This is a genomic window from Chryseobacterium gambrini, from assembly GCF_900156825.1.
GTDB classification, from domain to species: domain Bacteria; phylum Bacteroidota; class Bacteroidia; order Flavobacteriales; family Weeksellaceae; genus Chryseobacterium; species Chryseobacterium gambrini.
On sequence record NZ_FTOV01000002.1, the window covers coordinates 148,204 to 168,003 of the forward strand.

The 19,800-nt window shown below is 37.4% G+C and carries 10 protein-coding genes; 7 read left to right on the top strand and 3 right to left on the bottom strand.

Annotation, left to right across the window (positions count from 1 at the left end):
* The first annotated feature begins 30 nt into the window (after window positions 1-30).
* From BW951_RS04140 to BW951_RS23020, 3 genes are all read left to right on the top strand, one after another.
* Complete coding sequence (locus BW951_RS04140) at window positions 31-2,739, top strand: reprolysin-like metallopeptidase (RefSeq protein ID WP_228427494.1); 2,709 nt, start codon at window positions 31-33, stop codon at window positions 2,737-2,739.
* Between the two features lie 175 nt (window positions 2,740-2,914).
* Window positions 2,915-5,902, top strand: a complete 2,988-nt coding sequence (locus tag BW951_RS04145; RefSeq protein ID WP_076390681.1) for a reprolysin-like metallopeptidase — start codon at window positions 2,915-2,917, stop codon at window positions 5,900-5,902.
* A 282-nt stretch (window positions 5,903-6,184) separates the two neighbouring features.
* Window positions 6,185-12,634, top strand: a complete 6,450-nt coding sequence (locus tag BW951_RS23020) for a GEVED domain-containing protein (protein ID WP_076390682.1) — start codon at window positions 6,185-6,187, stop codon at window positions 12,632-12,634.
* Between the two features lie 114 nt (window positions 12,635-12,748).
* On the opposite strand, the gene coaE is transcribed toward BW951_RS23020, so the two are convergent.
* The 3 genes from coaE to ruvB form a co-directional block, all read right to left on the bottom strand.
* Complete coding sequence (gene coaE / locus BW951_RS04155; RefSeq protein ID WP_076390683.1) at window positions 12,749-13,384, bottom strand: dephospho-CoA kinase; 636 nt, start codon at window positions 13,382-13,384, stop codon at window positions 12,749-12,751.
* A 9-nt stretch (window positions 13,385-13,393) separates the two neighbouring features.
* Window positions 13,394-14,260: an MBL fold metallo-hydrolase gene (locus BW951_RS04160; RefSeq protein ID WP_076390684.1), complete on the bottom strand. Its 867-nt coding sequence runs from the start codon at window positions 14,258-14,260 to the stop codon at window positions 13,394-13,396.
* Between the two features lie 79 nt (window positions 14,261-14,339).
* Window positions 14,340-15,362: a Holliday junction branch migration DNA helicase RuvB gene (ruvB, locus tag BW951_RS04165; RefSeq protein ID WP_076390685.1), complete on the bottom strand. Its 1,023-nt coding sequence runs from the start codon at window positions 15,360-15,362 to the stop codon at window positions 14,340-14,342.
* Between the two features lie 257 nt (window positions 15,363-15,619).
* On the opposite strand from ruvB, the gene hutI reads away from it, so the two are divergent.
* The 4 genes from hutI (at window position 15,620) to BW951_RS04185 (ending at window position 19,702) form a co-directional block, all read left to right on the top strand.
* Window positions 15,620-16,843, top strand: coding sequence for an imidazolonepropionase (gene hutI, locus BW951_RS04170; protein WP_076390686.1), 1,224 nt, complete (start codon window positions 15,620-15,622; stop codon window positions 16,841-16,843).
* Window positions 16,844-16,971: 128 nt separating this feature from the next.
* Window positions 16,972-17,283, top strand: coding sequence for a GIY-YIG nuclease family protein (locus BW951_RS04175; protein ID WP_076390687.1), 312 nt, complete (start codon window positions 16,972-16,974; stop codon window positions 17,281-17,283).
* Between the two features lie 59 nt (window positions 17,284-17,342).
* Window positions 17,343-18,263: a formimidoylglutamase gene (hutG, locus tag BW951_RS04180; RefSeq protein ID WP_076390995.1), complete on the top strand. Its 921-nt coding sequence runs from the start codon at window positions 17,343-17,345 to the stop codon at window positions 18,261-18,263.
* Window positions 18,264-18,403: 140 nt separating this feature from the next.
* A complete protein-coding gene (locus tag BW951_RS04185; protein ID WP_076390688.1) occupies window positions 18,404-19,702 on the top strand; it encodes an aldehyde dehydrogenase family protein in 1,299 nt (432 codons plus the stop codon).
* Window positions 19,703-19,800 lie beyond the last annotated feature (98 nt).

Here is a 19,800-nt window from a genome sequence, read left to right on the forward strand (position 1 = left end):
GCTAAACCCGTAGAAATTTCATTGCCAACGATGGATGGTAAGATCGAAAGATTTTTAGTGTATAGCTTTCCGGTCGTAGTAAAAGAATTAGCAGATCAGTATCAATTGGGATCATATGTTGGTGTAGGAATTGATGATCCTTCTAAATATTTGAGATTTTCCGTCGCTCCAAATGATTTCCAGTCAATGGTTATTAAAGATGGAGTTTACGAATTTATTGAACCTCAAAATGCTGATAAAACAATTTACGGGGTACATCCTAAAACTAATAAGGCTCAAGGAGGTTTTGTTTGTAGTATGAATGAAAGTGTATTATCGAAAAAGCAAATAGACGCTTTATATTCAAGAGGAAAAACATTTGATAAAAACCCTACTAACTTTGCTAAATCTTCTGATCAGAAATACAGAACCATGAGATTAGCAATGTCTGTAACAGGTGAGTATACGCAGTTTTTTGGTGGAACGGTAGCTGGAGCTCTTACTGCGATTAATGCCACAATGACTAGGGTAAATGGTGTTTTTGAAAAAGATTTTGCATTGCACTTAATTCTACAGAATTTCCCGGGAGTTATTTACACTAATGCTGCCACAGATCCATATTCTGCTGCGTCTGCCGGTGCAGGAGGTGCTTGGAATCTTGAATTACAAAATACCTTAACAGCAAATGTAGGAAATGCGAACTATGACATTGGTCATTTATTCGGTGCTTCCGGAGGTGGGGGAAATGCAGGATGTATTGGTTGTGTATGTACAGATCCTACTACTGCTGAACCAGAAGGTAAAGGATCCGGATTCACCTCTCCTGCAGACGGAATTCCTCAGGGAGACAATTTTGATATAGATTATGTAGCTCACGAGATGGGGCATCAATTAGGAGCTAATCACACATTTTCTATGGATGTAGAAGGAACAGGGGTTAATATGGAACCAGGATCAGGTTCTACTATTATGGGATACGCTGGTATTACTGGGGCTACAGATGTACAGGCGCACTCAGATCCTTACTTCCATGTTGCAAGTATTTTACAGGTTGAAGATAATCTTACTACCACCACATGTGATATTGAAACTTCTGTTACAAATAATCCTCCGGTAATAGGGGCCCTTTCAGATTATACAATTCCGAAAGGAACTGCATTTGTTCTTACGGGAACAGCTACAGATCCTGAAAATGATCCAATGACTTATACTTGGGAACAATTTGATGATACAGATATTCCGGTAACAAGTGTAACAGGAAATAACACAACAGGAGCATTGTTTAGATCTTTGTCTCCAACAGCTACAGGAAATACAAGATATTTTCCAAAATTATCTTCAGTATTAGCCGGAAACCTTACAGTTCCTGCAGACTGGGAAACTGTTTCGAATGTTGCAAGACCTACCAATTTTGTATTAACAGTAAGAGATAATAACCCAAACACAACATCTCAGCAAACACAAAGTGATATTTTAACGGTTACAGTAAGTAATGACGGACCATTTAAAATCAACACGACTCAGGTTTATCACAATGCTCCATCAATTGTATCATGGGATGTAGCAAATACTGCTGCTGCTCCGTATAATTCTGCAAACGTAAAAATTGATTATACAACAAATAACGGGACAACTTGGACTGTTCTTTCTGCTTCTACACCTAATGATGGATCAGAAACTTATACTTTTCCGGCTGCATTAAATGGACAGAATATTAAATTAAGAATTTCATCAATAGGAAATGTTTTCTATGCAGTTAAGCAAATGTTGGTAACAAGTGCTGCAACATGTAATGGAAGTGCTCCTACTGGTATTGCAATTTCTAATGTTACAACTTCTTCTGCTGTGATAAGTTGGAACTCAATTTTAAATGCTACTTACCAGATAAGATATAAAAAAGTTACTGAAACAGCATGGCAGCAAACAACTTCCTCTACCAATACTGTTACTTTAAATAGTCTGGAAGAAGGAGTTAAATATGATGTACAAGTTGCAGCAGTTTGCTCAGGAACTTTAGGTACATTCTCTGCGAATAATCAATTCGTTACTCAATCATCAGTTTCATATTGTGCAATATCATCAGCTGATCCATCAGAGGAGTACATTTCTAATGTTACATTGGCAAATCTTAATAACACTTCAGGAGCAAGTACCTATACGGATTACGGAACTGACCCTACAAAAATTATAAATCTGCTAAGCGGATCTAATAATAATACAGTTTCCGTAACCAAAACTTGGCCGGTTGATATATATTCTGAGGCAGTAAGAGTATGGATTGATTTTAATAGAGATGGAACATTTGATACAAGTGAACTGGTAATGAATGCAGCAGCAAATTCAACTCCAACAGTAAGTGCTACGTTTACAGTGCCGTCCACAGCAGTTCAAAATAAAATGCTTAAAATGAGAGTTGCATTACGTTATAATACATCACCAGAAGCATGTACATCTTATACATTTGGTGAAGTTGAAGACTATAATGTATTCGTTACATCTACTATTTTATCAACAAGCGATATTAGTAATCCGGAAAGTAATATTCAAATATATCCAAACCCAACATCAGATGTTTTAAACGTAACTAAAGTTTCAGATAAGGCTAGTTACAAAATTTATGGAGCTACCGGACAGTTGATAAAACAAGGAAATATTAAGAATGGACAAATTTTTGTTTCTGAATTAATTAAAGGTGGGTATGTAATTTCCGTTGAAGAAAGAGGTAAAGAATTATTTACGTCAAAATTCATTAAAAAATAATAAGAAATTAATCTAATTATTAATGATAAAATAATCTCCAGATATTTCTGGAGATTATTTATTTTTTATCAAATTACGATGCTAAAAAATATTTTTTAGGTTAAAAAGCGTGTCAATACAATATTTATGATCTGAAAATAGCTATATTTGGCGGGTAAATTTAATTTAAAAAGCTATGAAGAAACTTTTTACTGCTTTATTACTCGGTTTAATAGGCGGTTCGGCTATGGCTCAGTGGTCTCCCACTACGCCAAAGAGAAGTTCTAAAATGGAATTATCTCTTGAACGGAATTATTATAAGCTGGATATCGATCAGATCAGAACCCAACTTAGAGGAGCTCAGGAAATGGGTCCTAGTGCAAAACCTGTAATTATTTCTTTGCCTACGTTAAGCGGAAAAATCGAAAAATTTGCCGTATACAGTTTTCCTGTTATGGCAAAAGATCTTGCTGAACAGTATCAGCTTGGCTCCTATGCTGGAGTTGGAATAGACGATCCGGCTAAATACCTTAGATTTTCAGTAGCTCCTGGTGATTTCCAATCTATGGTCATCAATAACGGACAATATGAATTTATTGAGCCTACAAAAGCGGATAAGACCATTTATGCTATTCATCCGAAATCTAAAAAGAATGAAAATGGTTTTGTATGTTCTACAGAAGAAGGCCCGGCTGCGCAACAGCAAATAAATCAAATGCTAAAAGCGGGACATTCATTTGCTAATCAGCCAACAGATTTCTCTAAAAATTCTGATAAAAAGTACAGAACATTAAGATTAGTAATGTCTACTACTGGAGAATATACTCAGTTTTTCGGAGGTGTTGCAGGAGCATTAGCTCAGATAAATGCTACCATAACAAGAGTAAATGCAGTATTTGAAAAAGACTTTGCTGTTCATTTAAATCTATTAAGTTATCCTGCATTAATTTATCCAGATCCGGCTACCGATCCTTATGATGCTGTTACAAGTGCCTCATCTCCACCTGCTACATGGAATACTTCTCTTAGAGATGTTTTAGCAAATAATGTAGGACAGGCTAATTACGATATCGGACATTTATTTGGTGCTTCCGGAGGTGGAGGTAACGCAGGGTGTATCGGATGTGTTTGTATGAGTCCTGTTGGTACAGGGTATGACTCTGTTGTAGGATATGGTAAAGGATCAGGTATTACTTCTCCTGCTACAGGAAGTACTTTGCCATCTGCTGCAAACCCTCCTTCTGGTGATAATTTCGATATTGATTATGTAGCTCACGAGATTGGCCATCAATTGGGAGCCAATCATACTTTTGCTCATACAATGCAGGGAAGTCCTGTGCAAATGGAACCGGGTTCAGGGTCTACGATTATGGGATACGCAGGTATTACAGGTACAACCACAGATGTTCAGCCGCACTCAGATCCTTATTTCTTTAAAGGAAGTATCGATCAGGTTCAGGCTAACTTAATTACAAAAACCTGTGATGTAGAAACTTCTACTAATAATTTTCCACCGGTGATTGATGATTTACCAACTTATAACATTCCTAAAGGTACTGCGTTTGTATTAACAGCTTCTGCAACAGATCCTGAAAATAATCCAATGACGTATACTTGGGAAGAAGTTGATAATACCAATGTAGTGATTAATAAAACAAATTTAGGAACAACTACTACGGGAGCTACATTTAGATCCGTAAGCCCAACATCTAATCCAACTCGTTACTTCCCTAAATTAGAATCGGTACTTAACGGATACTTGGATAATAGCAATAATACTTGGGAGGCTGTTTCTCAAGTTGCAAGAACAACAAATTTTGCGGTTACCGTAAGAGACAATAGCCCATTTGCAGATCAACAGCAAACAAGTACGAAAACACAACAGATAATTGTTGGAAATAACGGACCATTTAAAATAAATTCTCAGTTTGCAAACAGTGCCGCTCCTTCACCAATTACTTGGGATGTTGTAAATACAAATGCGGCTCCTTACAATGTAGCAAATGTTAAAATTGATTATACAACAAACAATGGAGCGTCTTGGACTGTACTTTTAGCTTCAACTCCAAATGATGGTTCTGAAAACGTAAGTTTACCATCTTCTCTTAATGGGCAGACAATAAAAGTAAGAGTATCTGCTATTGGAAATGTATTCTATGCTGTAAAATCGGTTTCTGTAACTGCTTTTGCGCCTTGTAACGGTAATGCTCCGACTTCTATTACTGCAAATAATGTTACGGTAAGTTCGGCGGATATAAGCTGGGCTCCTATTTCAGGGGCTACTTATATTGTAAGATATAAGAAGGTTTCAGAAACAACCTGGACTATAATTAATACAAGTGCTTTAAGTGTTACTTTATCAAACTTGCCAGACGGAACTGCTTATGAAGTTCAGATTGCTGCTGTTTGTTCTGGTACACCGAGTCCATACTCTGCTTCTGTGAATTTTACTACCATTACGATGGGGACTTATTGTGCGGTAGCTACTAACAATGCTACAGATGATCATATTGCAGGGGTTTCTTTAGGAACGATGACCAATACTTCAGGACCAAGTACGTATACAAGTTATGTGTCAAATCCAGCTCTTCAGGTAAATCTTATTAAAGGCAATACTTACACTTTATCTGTAACAAAAGGTTGGACAAGTTCTGCGGTTCCGGAAATGATTACTGCATGGATTGATTTCAACAGAAATGGTACATTCGAAGATTCTGAAAGAATTATGCAAAGTGCAAATACAGTAACAGCTAATCCTGTAACTTCATCATTCACAGTTCCTGCTTCTGCAGTATCTGGTTTAGGATTAAGAATGAGAATCGGATTATTGTATTATGGTACTTCTGGATATGTTCATAATTCTTCTTGTGGAACTATTAATACGTATGGGGAATATGAAGATTATAATGTTGTTGTTTCTGAGGTTCAGTTAGCAACCAGTGATGTAGCAAACCCTAAAAATGATATTCAGATTTATCCAAACCCGGTATCAGATATTTTAAATATTACCAAAGTTTCAGATAAAGCGACTTATAAAATTTATGGAGCAACTGGACAATTGGTAAAACAGGGAAATATCAATAACGGACAGATTAATGTTTCTGAATTAATTAAAGGGGGATACGTAATTACTATTGAAGAAAAAGGAAAAGAATCTTTCAATTCTAAATTCATCAAAAAATAATTAAAGTAACTTTCAATAAATATAATCCTCAGGTTTGCCTGAGGATTTTTTTGTAATTGATTTTTAATAAATTGTAGGGCTTCAGATGGATTATATATTGTATAAATAAGGTAAAGATAAGATAACTTCAGTTTTTCAATTTCATATATATTACTGGTTTGGTTGGTTATTCCCAATGCTTTGAATTGAATTGTTGAAAAGTTTGTATGGAAAAAATAGAAATATTTTTAATTTAATAATTAAATTTGTTTAGATTTGTATAATTAATATATTGAGAAAGTTATGAAGAAAAATTTTACTTCTTTCTTTTTCCTCTTTTTGTTTGCGATTACCAGTGCACAATGGAGTCCCACGACATTTCGAGGGGAAAAAGCCAGAGCTAGTTCTGATATTAAGAACTATTACTCTTTGGACATTTCTCTGCTAAAGTCTCAATTGGCGAAAGCTCAGGAAACGGGAAAAAATGCAAAACCCGTCACGATTTCTTTGCCAACTTTAGATGGGAAAATTGAAAAATTTGCCGTTTACAGCTTCCCTGTGGTAGTGAAAGAACTGGCAGATCAGTATCAACTAGGCTCTTATGTAGGAGTTGGGGTAGATGACCCCGGCAAATATCTGAGATTCAGTTTAGCGCCGGATGATTTTCAGTCGATGATCATCAAGGATGGTAAATATGAATTTATAGAACCTGCTGATAAAGACAAGACAGTTTATGGTGTACATCCAAAAACTGATAAAAGTAACGAAGGGTTCCTTTGTTCAATGAACGAAGACAGGCTGTCCAAGCAAGAGATAGCAAATCTTTATTCAGCAGGAAAATCATTTGCCAATCAGACAACAAACTTTGCCAAGTCATCTGACAAAAAGTACAGAACGATGAGACTGGCAATGTCTGTAACAGGTGAATACACGCAGTACTTCGGCGGTACCGTTGCTAATGCTTTAACAGCAATCAATGCAACACTAACTAGAGTAAATGGGGTATTTGAAAAAGATTTTGCATTACACCTTAATTTACAGAATTTTCCAAATGTAATTTATACCAATGCTGCAACAGATCCTTATTCGCCTGCAGCCCAGATGAATAACTGGAATTTGGAACTTCAGCAAACACTTACTGCTAACGTCGGGAATGCCAACTATGATATCGGTCACTTATTCGGTGCTTCCGGTGGTGGAGGTAATGCAGGATGTATAGGATGTATTTGTGTAGATCCTACAGGTCCCACTTCTCAGCAGAAAGGATCAGGATATACTTCTCCTGCGGATGGTATTCCTCAGGGAGATAATTTTGATATAGATTATGTAGCCCACGAGATAGGTCATCAATTGGGTGCAAATCATACATTCTCCCATGGTTTGGAAACAGCCGGAGTAAACGTTGAGCCGGGATCCGGTTCAACAATTATGGGATATGCAGGAATCACAGGAGCAAATACTGATGTTCAGGCTCACTCTGATCCTTACTTCCATGCAGTAAGCATTACTCAGGTACAGAACAGATTAATCAGCAGAACGTGTGATGTTGAAACTCCAATTACAAACAACCCTCCTGTAATTGCACCACTGCCTACTTATAATATTCCTAAAGGAACAGCGTTTGTTTTAACAGCTTCTGCTACAGATGCTGAAAATGATCCGATGACATATTGTTGGGAACAAGTAGATAACGCCAGTGTAACAATTAATAAGAATAACTTAGGAACTACTGCAAGTGGTGCTACGTTCAGATCATTTAATCCAACGACAAGTCCAACAAGATATTTCCCTAAATTATCTTCTGTATTGGCTGGAGTTTTAAATAACTCTAACAATGGATGGGAATCTGTTTCCACTATTGCAAGAACAACGAATTTCAGAGTTACGGTAAGAGATAATAATCCGGTTCCTACTCAACAGCAAACCGAGTTTGCCAATCAGCAGATTATTGTTGGAAATGACGGTCCGTTTAAAGTAACGACAACCAATGCTTATAATAATGGTGCAACAAACGTAACTTGGGACGTAGTTAATACTACCGCTGCTCCATATAATGCGGCGAATGTAAAAATTGATTACACAACAGATAACGGAGTTACCTGGACAGTAGCTTCTGCTTCTACACCTAACGATGGAAGTGAGTCTCTTAACTTAACGGGACTTACTGCGGGAGGAACAGTTAAGATCAGAGTAAGTGCTATTGGAAATGTATTCTATGCCATCGGAAGTGCAACAGTAACTTCTTTACTTACTTGTACCGGAGCAGCTCCTACAGGTATTGTTGTTTCTGCGATTACCCAGACTACAGCTACAGTTACCTGGGCAGCTACGACGAACTCTACTTATGTAGTTCGCTACCGTCCGGTAGGAAGCACAACTTGGATCACAGTGAATGCTGCAACAAACTCAGTAAACCTTACAGGTCTTACTGATGGTATTCAATATGAAGTTCAGGTTTCTACAGTTTGTAATGGAGTACAGGGACCATTCTCTGCTTCTACAAACTTTACGACTTTAGGTCTTACTTACTGTACAATGACATCCAGTAACTTTGCTTCAGAGTATATCTCTAATGTAACGGTAACTCCTGTAGGTGCTGCTGTAATGAGTAATAACTCTGCGGGATCTACTTATACTGATTATTCTGCTACTCCAAGTGCTTTGGTAAACTTAGTAATCGGTTCTACAGGAAATACTGTTTCTGTTACAAAATTCTTCCCTGGTACAGTATGGAGCGAAGCAGTAGGTGTATGGATAGACTTCAACAGAAACGGAGTTTTTGAAGCGACTGAGCAGGTAATGAATTCACCTTCAAGCACTACAACTCCAGTTTCAGCAACTTTCAACGTTCCTGCAACAGCTTATAATGGACCTGCAACTACAAGGATGAGAGTGGCTATGAGATATATCACATCTCCTGTAATGTGTCAAAGTTTTGGTGATGGAGAGGTTGAGGACTATGCAGTTAAATTAATTCAGCCAATTGCTTGTACAAGTAATGCGCCGCTAAATTTATCTGTAACAAATATTACAGCAACTTCAGCTTATGTAATGTGGGATCCTGCGATAGGAGCAACATATATATTACAATACAGACAGGTAGGTTCTTCAACCTGGATTACAGTTCCTTTAACTACGAATGCTTACACCATAAACAACCTTGTTGAGCAAACTCAATATGAAGTTCAGGTAGCGTATGTTTGTTCCGGAACTACAGGTACGTTTACTGCTCCTTATCAGTTTACAACGCCGGCGGTAACCTATTGTAATATTACTTCTACAAATAATACGAACGGTTATATTTCTAACGTGACAGTTGCTCCAACGAATTCTTACGTAATGAGTAATAATTCAGGAGCCAATTCATATACGAACTATTCTCCGGATCCTACCAAATTGGTAACATTGGTTCGTAACTCTACGAACAATACAATTTCTGTTTCTAAATCTTGGCTAACAACCACAACATCTTCATTAGCTGTTGGTGCGTGGATTGACTTTAACAGAAACGGTATTTTTGAAACAGGAGAAAGAGTAATTAATACTACAGCAAGTACAACGACTCCAATTACTGCTACATTTATAGTTCCTACAACTGCTTATAATGGTCCGTTAACACTTAGAATGAGAGTTATTTTCTCTACTTCTACAATTACAGATCCTTGTGCAACGGTTGCAAACGGAGAAATTGAGGATTATGCAGTTAAGATCATTGATCTTGCAGCTTGTACTACAGCTCCTCCAACTCCTGTTGTTGTTTCAAACGTTACTGCTTCTACGGCTTTGGTTTCTTGGATCAATGCAACAGGGGCAACTTATACATTAAGATACAGAACAGGTACTGGTGCTTGGACGGTAATTGCTGCGCCGGTAACCAACCCATATACTATTATAAACCTAAATGCAGCTACTACTTATGAAGTACAGGTTGCAACTATTTGTGGTGGTGTTACAGGAGCTTGGTCTGCGTCTACCAACTTTACAACCCCTGCAATTTCGTATTGTAATTCAGGTACTGCAACTGTAACTGATGGATACATCAATAATATTACGGTTACAGGTACGAATACACCGATGATGTCTAACAACTCCGGAGCGAGTACCTATACAGATTATTCTAATGATGTAACAAAGATTATTACATTAGCTCGTAATTCTACAGGCAATGTACTTTCCGTGGGTAGAACGATGTTATCAACAAATACATATTCTACCTATGCATGGATAGATTTTAACGGTGACGGAATATTTAATAATAACCCGACAACTGTTGCCGGTGGAGAAAGAATCATGAACTTAGGGTATTCTACCACTACGCCGGTTACCGCTACTTTCCCTGTTCCTGCCGGAGCTTACTCTGGTACGAATAAAGTGAAAATGCGTGTGATTGTTTATTATTTAACCCCTACAGATGCTTGTTCACCACTTACAAGTAATGGTGAGGTAGAAGACTATCAGGTTAAATTTGTAGATATTCAGCCTTGTACTACGGCTGCTCCTACAGGTATTACAATGACTAACATTGGTGCGACTACTGCTACTGTATCCTGGATCTCTTCTACAGGGGCAACTTATTTAGTAAGATGGAGAACTACTAACCCGGTTGGAACTTGGAATACTTCTCTGGTCGTTACAGGAAATACGTATAATATTACAGGACTTACTGAACAGACTGCTTATGAAGTACAGGTAGCTACAATTTGTGGTGGAGTTCAGGGACCTTGGTCTAGTTCTGTACTGTTTACGACTACGCCAATTACTTATTGTAATATGACGGGTACAGGAACTACCGACTTTATTTCAAACGTTACAATAACTTCAGTGAATCCGGGTATTCCTCCAATGAGTAATACTTCTGTACAGACAAATTATATCAGCTATACTACTCCGGCTACATTAGTGAACTTAGAAATAGGTTCTACAGGAAACCAGATATCAGTAGCTAAAGGCGGAGCACAAAATGATGCTGTTTCGGCTTGGATCGACTTTAACAGAAATGGCGTATTTGAAACAACAGAGCAAATTATGGCTTCTGCAGCAAGTACAACAACTCCTGTTACAGCATTGTTCAACGTTCCTGCAACAGCATATAACGGACCTTTAACAACGACAATGAGAGTTGTTCTTAAACGTACAAGTGCTCCTGTTATGTGTCAGAATGCAGTAAATGGAGAAGTAGAAGATTATGCGGTGAAATTGAGACCTTGTTCTACTACAACACCAACTAACTTAGCCTTCAATACCATTACTCATACTTCTGCGAATGTTACATGGACAGTACCAACCGGGGGTCTTACATTTATCGTAAGATACAGAGTAGCGGGAACTGCTACATGGACTCAGGTGGTTGTATCAACATTAACAGGTAATCCTCCATTGGCTTTAACAGGTTTAACGCCGGCTACAACGTATGAAGTACAGATAGCTGGAAGCTGTGGAACAACTCCTGGAACATTTACACCAACTCAGACATTCACAACAAGATGTGATCCAACCCCTCCGAATGTAACAATCGGAACGGTTACCACAAATTCAGCAGTAGTAACATGGGCTCCAGTTGTACCAAGTGCTACTTATGTAATCAGATACAGAGTCGTAGGTACAGCAACATGGGCAACAGTGAACGTTACTGCAGCACCATTAAATACGTATACTCTTACAGGTTTAAGCCCTTATACAACTTACGAAGTACAGGTGGCAAATATCTGTAACGGAGAAACGACTGTTAATCCTTGGTCTAATCCTAAAGTATTTACTACGGAAAGAACTTGTCAGTTACCTCCTCCGGGACTTACCATTACAGCAATTACTCCGACTACTGCAACAGTAACATGGGATCCTTTCCCGGGTGCTACTTATATCTTGAGATACAGAAAGGTAGGAATTCCGAGCTGGACAATGGTGCCGTCTAATACCAATACGATTACCCTTACAGGTTTATCTGAATTGACACAGTATGAAATGCAGGTAGCAAACGTTTGTAGCGGAACTCCGGGAACGTATACACTGCCTTATTACTTCACTACACCAACTATTGTGTACTGTCAGATGGCATCTACAGGGGCTATAACTTCAGAATATATTTCTAAAGTTACAGTAACGCCAAACGGTAAACCTCAGATGACGAATATTTCTGTAGGATCTAATTATTCAGATTATACAGGTGTTCCGGCTAAATTTATTGAACTGATCCAGGGATCTACGGATAACAAGATCGTGATCGATAAAAAATTAGCAGGAAACAATAAAGCAGGAGTTGCAGTCTGGATCGATTTCAACAGAAACGGATACTTCGATATCAACGAAAGAATCCTTGCGGACGGACCAAATACGAATCCTACAGCAAGTACGACGTTTACAGTACCTGCAGATGCGTTCATCAGTCTGGTAGACTACAAATATGTAGTGATGAGAGTAGCAATGGGCAAAGATATCATTCCGGTAAACTGTAACAGCTTCCCTGATGGAGAAGTAGAAGATTACACGGTAAGAATTTCTAAACTTCCGGTTGCTAATTCGATCAATCAGACAGATGTTATGATTTATCCGAATCCGGTGAGCTCAGTATTGTATGTGAAAAATATCAGCAAAAAAGCGAATTATAAGATCTATAATTCAGCAGGACAATTATTGTCAAGCGGTATTATCTTAAACAACAAGATTGACGTTCATAACCTGATAAATGGACTTTATGTAATAGACATTTTGGATGGAGACACCATTTCTGTTCAGAAGAAATTTATTAAAGAATAATATATTTAATCATTAATCAACTTAAGCAGGCTCTCAGAAATGAGAGCCTGCTTTTTTTACCTGAAGAACAGAAGCATGAAAAAACTCGTTAGAAATAATCCAACGAGCTTAATTTTATTCGATATCGAAGACGATCTTTTCGGTTTGTTCCTTGAGATCTTCAAGATTGGTATTGTTATAAATAATGCAGTCTGCAAGTTTTATTTTGTCTTTTTCCGGCATCTGTTTTTCCATCACTGCCTGAACTTCGCGGTAGGTTTTTCCGTCCCGGTCCATTACTCTTTTTATTCTGATATTATCTTCAGCGGTAACAAGTAAAGACTTATAACATTGCTGGTTTAATTTTAATTCAAACAATAAAGCTGTTTCTTTAAAAACCAGATACTTTGTCTGTTTTTTCACCCACTCTTCAAAATCTGTTCTTACAGCAGGATGAACAATTTCATTTAAGCTGTGAAGAAGATCTTTATCATTAAAAACCTTTTCAGCAACAAATTTCCGATTATAAAATCCGTTTTCGTCATAGGCTTCATCTCCTAAAAGTTCCTTGATTTTCAGTCTTAAATCATCATTGTCGTTTACGATATCTTTCGCCCTGTCATCCGAATAATAAACCGGAAATCCGAACTCTTCAATGAATTTGGCAACCGTAGTTTTTCCGGAACCAATTCCGCCTGTTAAACCAATAATTTTGGGTGCAGATAAGGGATCAGGTTCTGCTTTCTGAGTTTCTGAATGTAATTCCTCCATAATCAAAAATTAATATCCAAAAACATCATTAAAACTAAACGTCTCGTCTAATCTTACCCCTTTTTCAGTCATTTTCAGACTTGCCAGTTCGTTATGTGCGTCATGCTCAAAGAATAGTAAATATTCATTATCCACACACTGCTTAAGAAATTTACCCTTTTCTTCTAAAGTTAAAAGAGGACGCGTATCGTAACCCATCACATAAACCTGAGGAATATGTCCCGCAGTCGGAATTAAATCTGCCGCGAAAACAATTGTTTTTTCCTGATATTGAATCACAGGAAGCATTTGCTTTTCCGTATGACCGTCAACAAAAATCACATCCATTTTTAAATCCGGTGCAAAACCATAATTTCCGGTTGCAGGAAGGGGTAAAAAGTTTAATTGTCCGCTTTCCTGAATCGGAATAATGTTCTCCTTCAGAAAACTCGCTTTTTCTCTTGCATTAGGTTCCGTTGCCCATTTCCAGTGATTTTCATTCGTCCAGAACTGTGCATTTTTGAAAGCAGGTCTGTAACCTGTTTTATCATCATTCCATTCAATCGCGCCACCGCAGTGATCAAAGTGAAGGTGAGTAAGGAAAACATCGGTGATATCCTCTCTTACAAAACCATATTTCTTTAAGTTTTTGTCTAAATTATCGTCTCCCCAAAGCGAATAATGACCGAAAAATTTGTCGTCCTGCTTATTTCCAAGACCACAGTCAATTAAGATTAATTTTTTTCCGTCTTCCACAAGAAGAGAACGGGTTCCCAGTTCAATCAGGTTTCTTTCGTCTGCAGGATTTGTTTTTTCCCACAGACTCTTTGGGACGACTCCGAACATCGCTCCGCCGTCGAGCTTAAATTTTCCGCATTGTATTGGATATAGCTTCATATAATATTGAGTTTTTTATAATGTTGTTTATTTTTTATTTGAATTAAAATCTAAATTTTACTTCGAAATCAAGTTAAACTTAAAACAATTCACCCGGATTTCTCGGTATCGCAATATTCAGATGTTTGTATGCTTTTTCGGTAACCTCTCTTCCTCTTGGAGTTCTGATGATAAATCCTTCCTGAATTAAAAAAGGTTCATAAACTTCTTCCAGAGTTTCAGGATTTTCTGCAATAGATGTTGCCAGAGCAGAGATTCCGACAGGTTTTCCTTTAAAATTTTCGATCATGACACGCATGATTTTGTTATCCATCTCATCCAGACCAAATTCATCAACGTTTAATGAATTTAAAGCATATTTTGTAATATTAATTTCAATTTCTCCATTGCCTTTTATTTCTGCAAAATCCCTTACTCTTCTCAAAAGAGCATTGGCAATTCTCGGTGTTCCTCGGCTTCTTCTGGCAATTTCAATGGCCGCATCTTCATAAATTTTTACGCCCAGAACTCTTGCACTTCGGATAATAATCATCGACAAAAGTTCAATCGTATAATATTCCAGTCTGCTTTGGATTCCGAATCTTGCCAACATCGGTTTTGTAAGCATTCCGCTTCGGGTTGTAGCTCCCACCAAAGTAAAAGGATTCAGCCCGATCTGTACACTTCTCGCATTCGGACCGGTTTCCAGCATGATATCAATTTTATAATCTTCCATTGCAGAATACAGATATTCTTCCACAACAGGAGAAAGACGGTGGATTTCATCAATGAAAAGCACATCATTTTCTTCCAGATTGGTTAATAAACCGGCTAAACTTCCGGGTTTATCCAAAACAGGTCCCGAAGTTATCTTGCAATTTACCCCAAGTTCATTCGCGATGATATTGGCCAAAGTGGTCTTTCCCAAACCGGGAGGACCGTGCAAAAGAACATGATCCAGCGCTCCGCCACGCCTTTTTGCAGCCGTCACGAAAACTTCAAGATTTTCCAATGTTTTTCTCTGTCCGGCAAAATCTTTAAAACTCTGGGGACGAATCTGCTCTTCCTGCGCAAGTTCTTCGCGGGAATAATTTTCTTTATCGGGATGTAAAAAATCGGGCATTAATTCAATTTCATTTACCGTAAAGATAGGAAAATTGAGATTAAGAGTAAGGTTGATTTCATTAAAAATTAAGATTTGAGAACAACAGATATTTTAAGTATTTTTGAGAGAGAAAAAACAAGTTAAAATTTTTTTTAACTATTCTAAGCTGAGATTCCTACGGAATGACAAACTTTATGCAGATTTTTTGTCATGCTGAAAGCATCTAAGTAAAGTAATCAAACTATTGATCTAAACTTTAGCTTTAAACTAAATAAATGAAACTAATTGGTCCTTTCAAGCAGGTTGTAACACTTGCAAACCTTCCTTTAAGAGGAAAACTTTCAGACGAACAGCTTGAAATCATTCCCGATGGAGGAATTTTAATCGATAATAATAAAATTGAGAAAGTCGGAAACTTTGAGATTCTAAAATCCGAAAACCACAATATAGAAATTGAAACGGTAGAAGGAGAGCAGATTGTTCTTCCGGCTTTCGTAGATTCCCACACGCATATTTGCTTTGGCGGAAACCGGGCGAATGATTTTGCCATGCGTAACGCAGGAAAAACGTACCTCGAAATTGCCGAAAGCGGGGGAGGAATCTGGAGCTCGGTGCAGCATACAAGAAATGCATCGGAGGAAGAATTGTTAAAAACTTTGCTCGAAAGAATTGATTTTTTAATTTCTCTTGGAATTACAACCATTGAAGTAAAAAGCGGTTATGGTTTAGACGCTGAAAACGAACTGAAAATGCTTCGCATCATTAAAAAAGCGCAGGAACAGACGAAAGCAACTCTGGTTCCAACCTGTCTTTCCGCACATCTGAAGCCAAGAGATTTTGAAGGAAGCAATGAAGAGTACTTGCACTATATTGTAACGGAAATTTTACCGAAAGTAAAAGAAGAGGATTTGGCAAAGCGGGTTGATATTTTTATTGAAAAGTCGGCATTTCAGCCCGAAGAAAGCAAAAACTTTTTGTTAAAAGCTAAAGAATTAGGTTTTGAAATTACTGTTCATGCAGATCAGTTTACTCCGGGAAGTTCAAGAATTGCAGTTGAAGTGGGGGCAAAATCTGCCGATCATCTGGAAGCCACCATTGATGACGATATTGAATTTATAGCAAAATCTGATACGGTAGCCACGGCTTTACCCGGGGCAAGTTTAGGATTGGGAGAAAAATTTACGCCGGCGAGAAAATTATTGGACGCAGGAGCGATTGTAGCGATCGCAAGTGACTGGAATCCCGGTTCTGCGCCTATGGGAAATTTAATTACTCAAGCTTCCATTCTGGCAACATTTGAAAAGTTGACGACAGCAGAAGTTTTAGCAGGAATGACTTTCCGATCAGCTTTTGCGCTTGGTCTGGAAGACAGAGGAAGACTGGAAGGTGGATTGAAAGCAGATTTTGTGACTTTTAAAACCAATAATTTCCAGAATGTCCTTTATAATCAGGGAAGCTTAAAAGCGGAGAATGTTTATATTGATGGAATTAAAATTTAAAAAAACATAATGTTTTATATTACAGATTAATTTAGATGCTTTCAGCATGACAAATATTACGCTATATTAAGACGTTCGAATTGTCATGCTGAAAGCATCTAAATATACTTTAACACAAACGATAAAAAATGTTCGAATTAAATGAAGGAATTTATAAATTTTATGTTTACATCTTAACTAATAAAAACAGAACAGTTTTATATACGGGAGTTACCGGAAACTTGCATCAGAGATTATCTCAACATATAAATAAATTAAATCCTGATAGTTTTACTGCAAAATATAATGTCTGTTTTCTGATTTACTATCAAAGCTTTGGCTGGATACATCAGGCGATAGAAAGAGAAAAAGAAATAAAATTATTAAAAAGAGACAAAAAACTTGAATTAATAAGAGCAATAAATCCCAATTTAGAATTTCTTAATTATCTTTTTGAATAAATTGCAGAGATGCTTCTGGCATAACAATTAAAACCACACACAAATTAAACTTATTAATGATGAACACGATTTGGCAGGGAAGATTAGACGGAGAAGAACTTCTTTTCCACAGAATATTTCAGAGGGTAAAAGAAGAAAATAACTACGATCTTGTTTCACCTAAAGATTTCATTTTACATGGATTTACTGTAGATGAAGGCGTTAGACGGAATAAGGGAAGACAGGGCGCAAAAGATGCTCCGGATATTATCCGTAAAAATATGTCGAATTTTCCTGTAATCCGTCCTGATTTTTCTTTGCTGGATTTTGGAAATATTACCTGTGAAGACGGAAATTTAGAGAATACCCAAAACAGTCTTGCTAAAAATGTTTCCAAAGTGTTGTTGAAAGGAGGGAGATCTGTAGTTTTAGGCGGAGGTCATGAAGTCACTTATGCACATTATTTAGGCTTGAAAACAGCTTTTCCTGAACAGAAGATAGGAATCATTAATATTGATGCTCATTTTGATAACAGACAGCCTGAAAATGGAGTAGGAGCGAGTTCCGGAACCGGATTCTGGCAAATTGCTCAGGAAGGCGAAATTCATTCGCTGCATATCGGAATTCAGAGAAATTCAAATACTTTGAAATTATTTGATACCGCCCATCAGTACGGAATGAAATATATTCTTGCCGATGAACTTTTCTTTGAAAACTTACCTTCCGTTTACCAAAGAATTAATGATCTGCTCGACAGTGTAGATTATCTGTATCTTACGATTTGTATGGATGTTTTCAACGCTTCCATTGCTCCCGGAGTTTCCGCTTCCGCCTATAACGGAATTTTTGCTGATGCCACATTCATGCATTTTTACAGACATATTCTGAAAAGTGAAAAACTTTTGGCACTCGACGTCGCAGAGGTAAATCCTCAGTTTGACATACAGGACAGAACTGCAAGATTAGCCGCAACACTTATGAATGAGTGGTTTATGATTTAACATAAAAATTAACAATATTCCGATAGAAAAAATCATTATTTTATATAACCCGAAGGAACAGGATTTGTTGCTTCCAAGATGCTTGAAGAAAAGCATTAATTAAATTCGGCAAAGACTGAATTTAAAACAGAAATTATAGTATGGAACAATTAATTGAAAATAAACTTATCAAAGCAGATAAGGCATTTTCAGAATGGAGAAAAGTACCATTCGAAGACAGACAGAAACTCATTGCTAAAGCAGCGGAAATCTTAAAAAACAATTCTGAAAAATTTGGAACGATCATTACTCAGGAAATGAACAAACCTATTTCAGAATCTGTTGCTGAGGTTGAAAAATGTGCTTTAATGATGAATTATTATGCAGATGCTGAAAATATTTTAAAACCAGAGAAAATCGAGTCCGAATTTTCTTATTCTGAAGTTCATTATGTTCCAAAAGGGGTAATTTTAGGAGTAATGCCATGGAATTTCCCTTTCTGGCAGGTCTTGAGATTTGCCGTTCCTGCCATTTTAGCCGGAAATACCGTTGTTCTAAAACATGCGTCGATTTGTTTCGGAAGTGGAAATGCAATCGAAAAAGTACTTTTGGAAGCCGGATTTCCGAAAGGAATTTTCCAGAATCTTGAGGTAAGCCATAAAGCAGTAAAAGGAATTCTCGAACATGATGCGGTAAAAGGAGTCAGTCTGACAGGAAGCGGAAAAGCAGGAGGAGAAGTAGCTTCGATTGCAGGATTAAATATCAAAAAATCTCTGCTTGAACTTGGCGGAAGTGATGCTTTTATTGTAATGGAAGACGGAGATCTGGATGAAGCGGCAAAAGCGGGGGTAAAATCAAGACTTCAGAATTGCGGACAAACCTGTACCGCGGCGAAAAGATTCATCATTGATGAAAAAATTGAAGATGCCTTTCTTCCTATATTTATTGAAGAATATAAAAAATATGAGGTTGGAGATCCGATGGATAAAGAAACTAAAATTGCCGGAATGGCAAGACCGGATCTGGCAGATGAACTGGAAAAACAGTTTCAGAAAGCACTTGAACATGGTGCTGAAATCATTCTTCCTCTGGAAAGAATTTCTGAAAATGAATTCAGACCCGGTTTAATTCGTGTGCAGGAAGGAAATCCTATTCTACAGGAAGAGCTTTTCGGACCTTTGGGAATGGTGATGATTGCTAAAAGTGACGAAGAAGCTTTGAAAATGGCGAATGATATTCCTTTTGGACTTTCAAATTCCGTATGGACAAAAGATCATTCACGACAACTATTCTTCATAGAAAATCTTGAATCGGGAACCGTTAATATTAACAGAATGACAAGTTCTGATCCGCGTTTTCCATTCGGTGGATCAAAAGCTTCAGGATATGGAACAGAACTTTCTTTATTGGCTTTACGCGAATTTGTAACGGCAAGAACTGTTGTAGGAAATTATGAGTAAATAAGGAAGTTGGAAGAGGGGAGATGGAAGATGGAAGTTTATAAAAGTGTTGCTTAATTAACTTTCAATATTTATTCTTTCCGCTTTTAGCTCAAAAA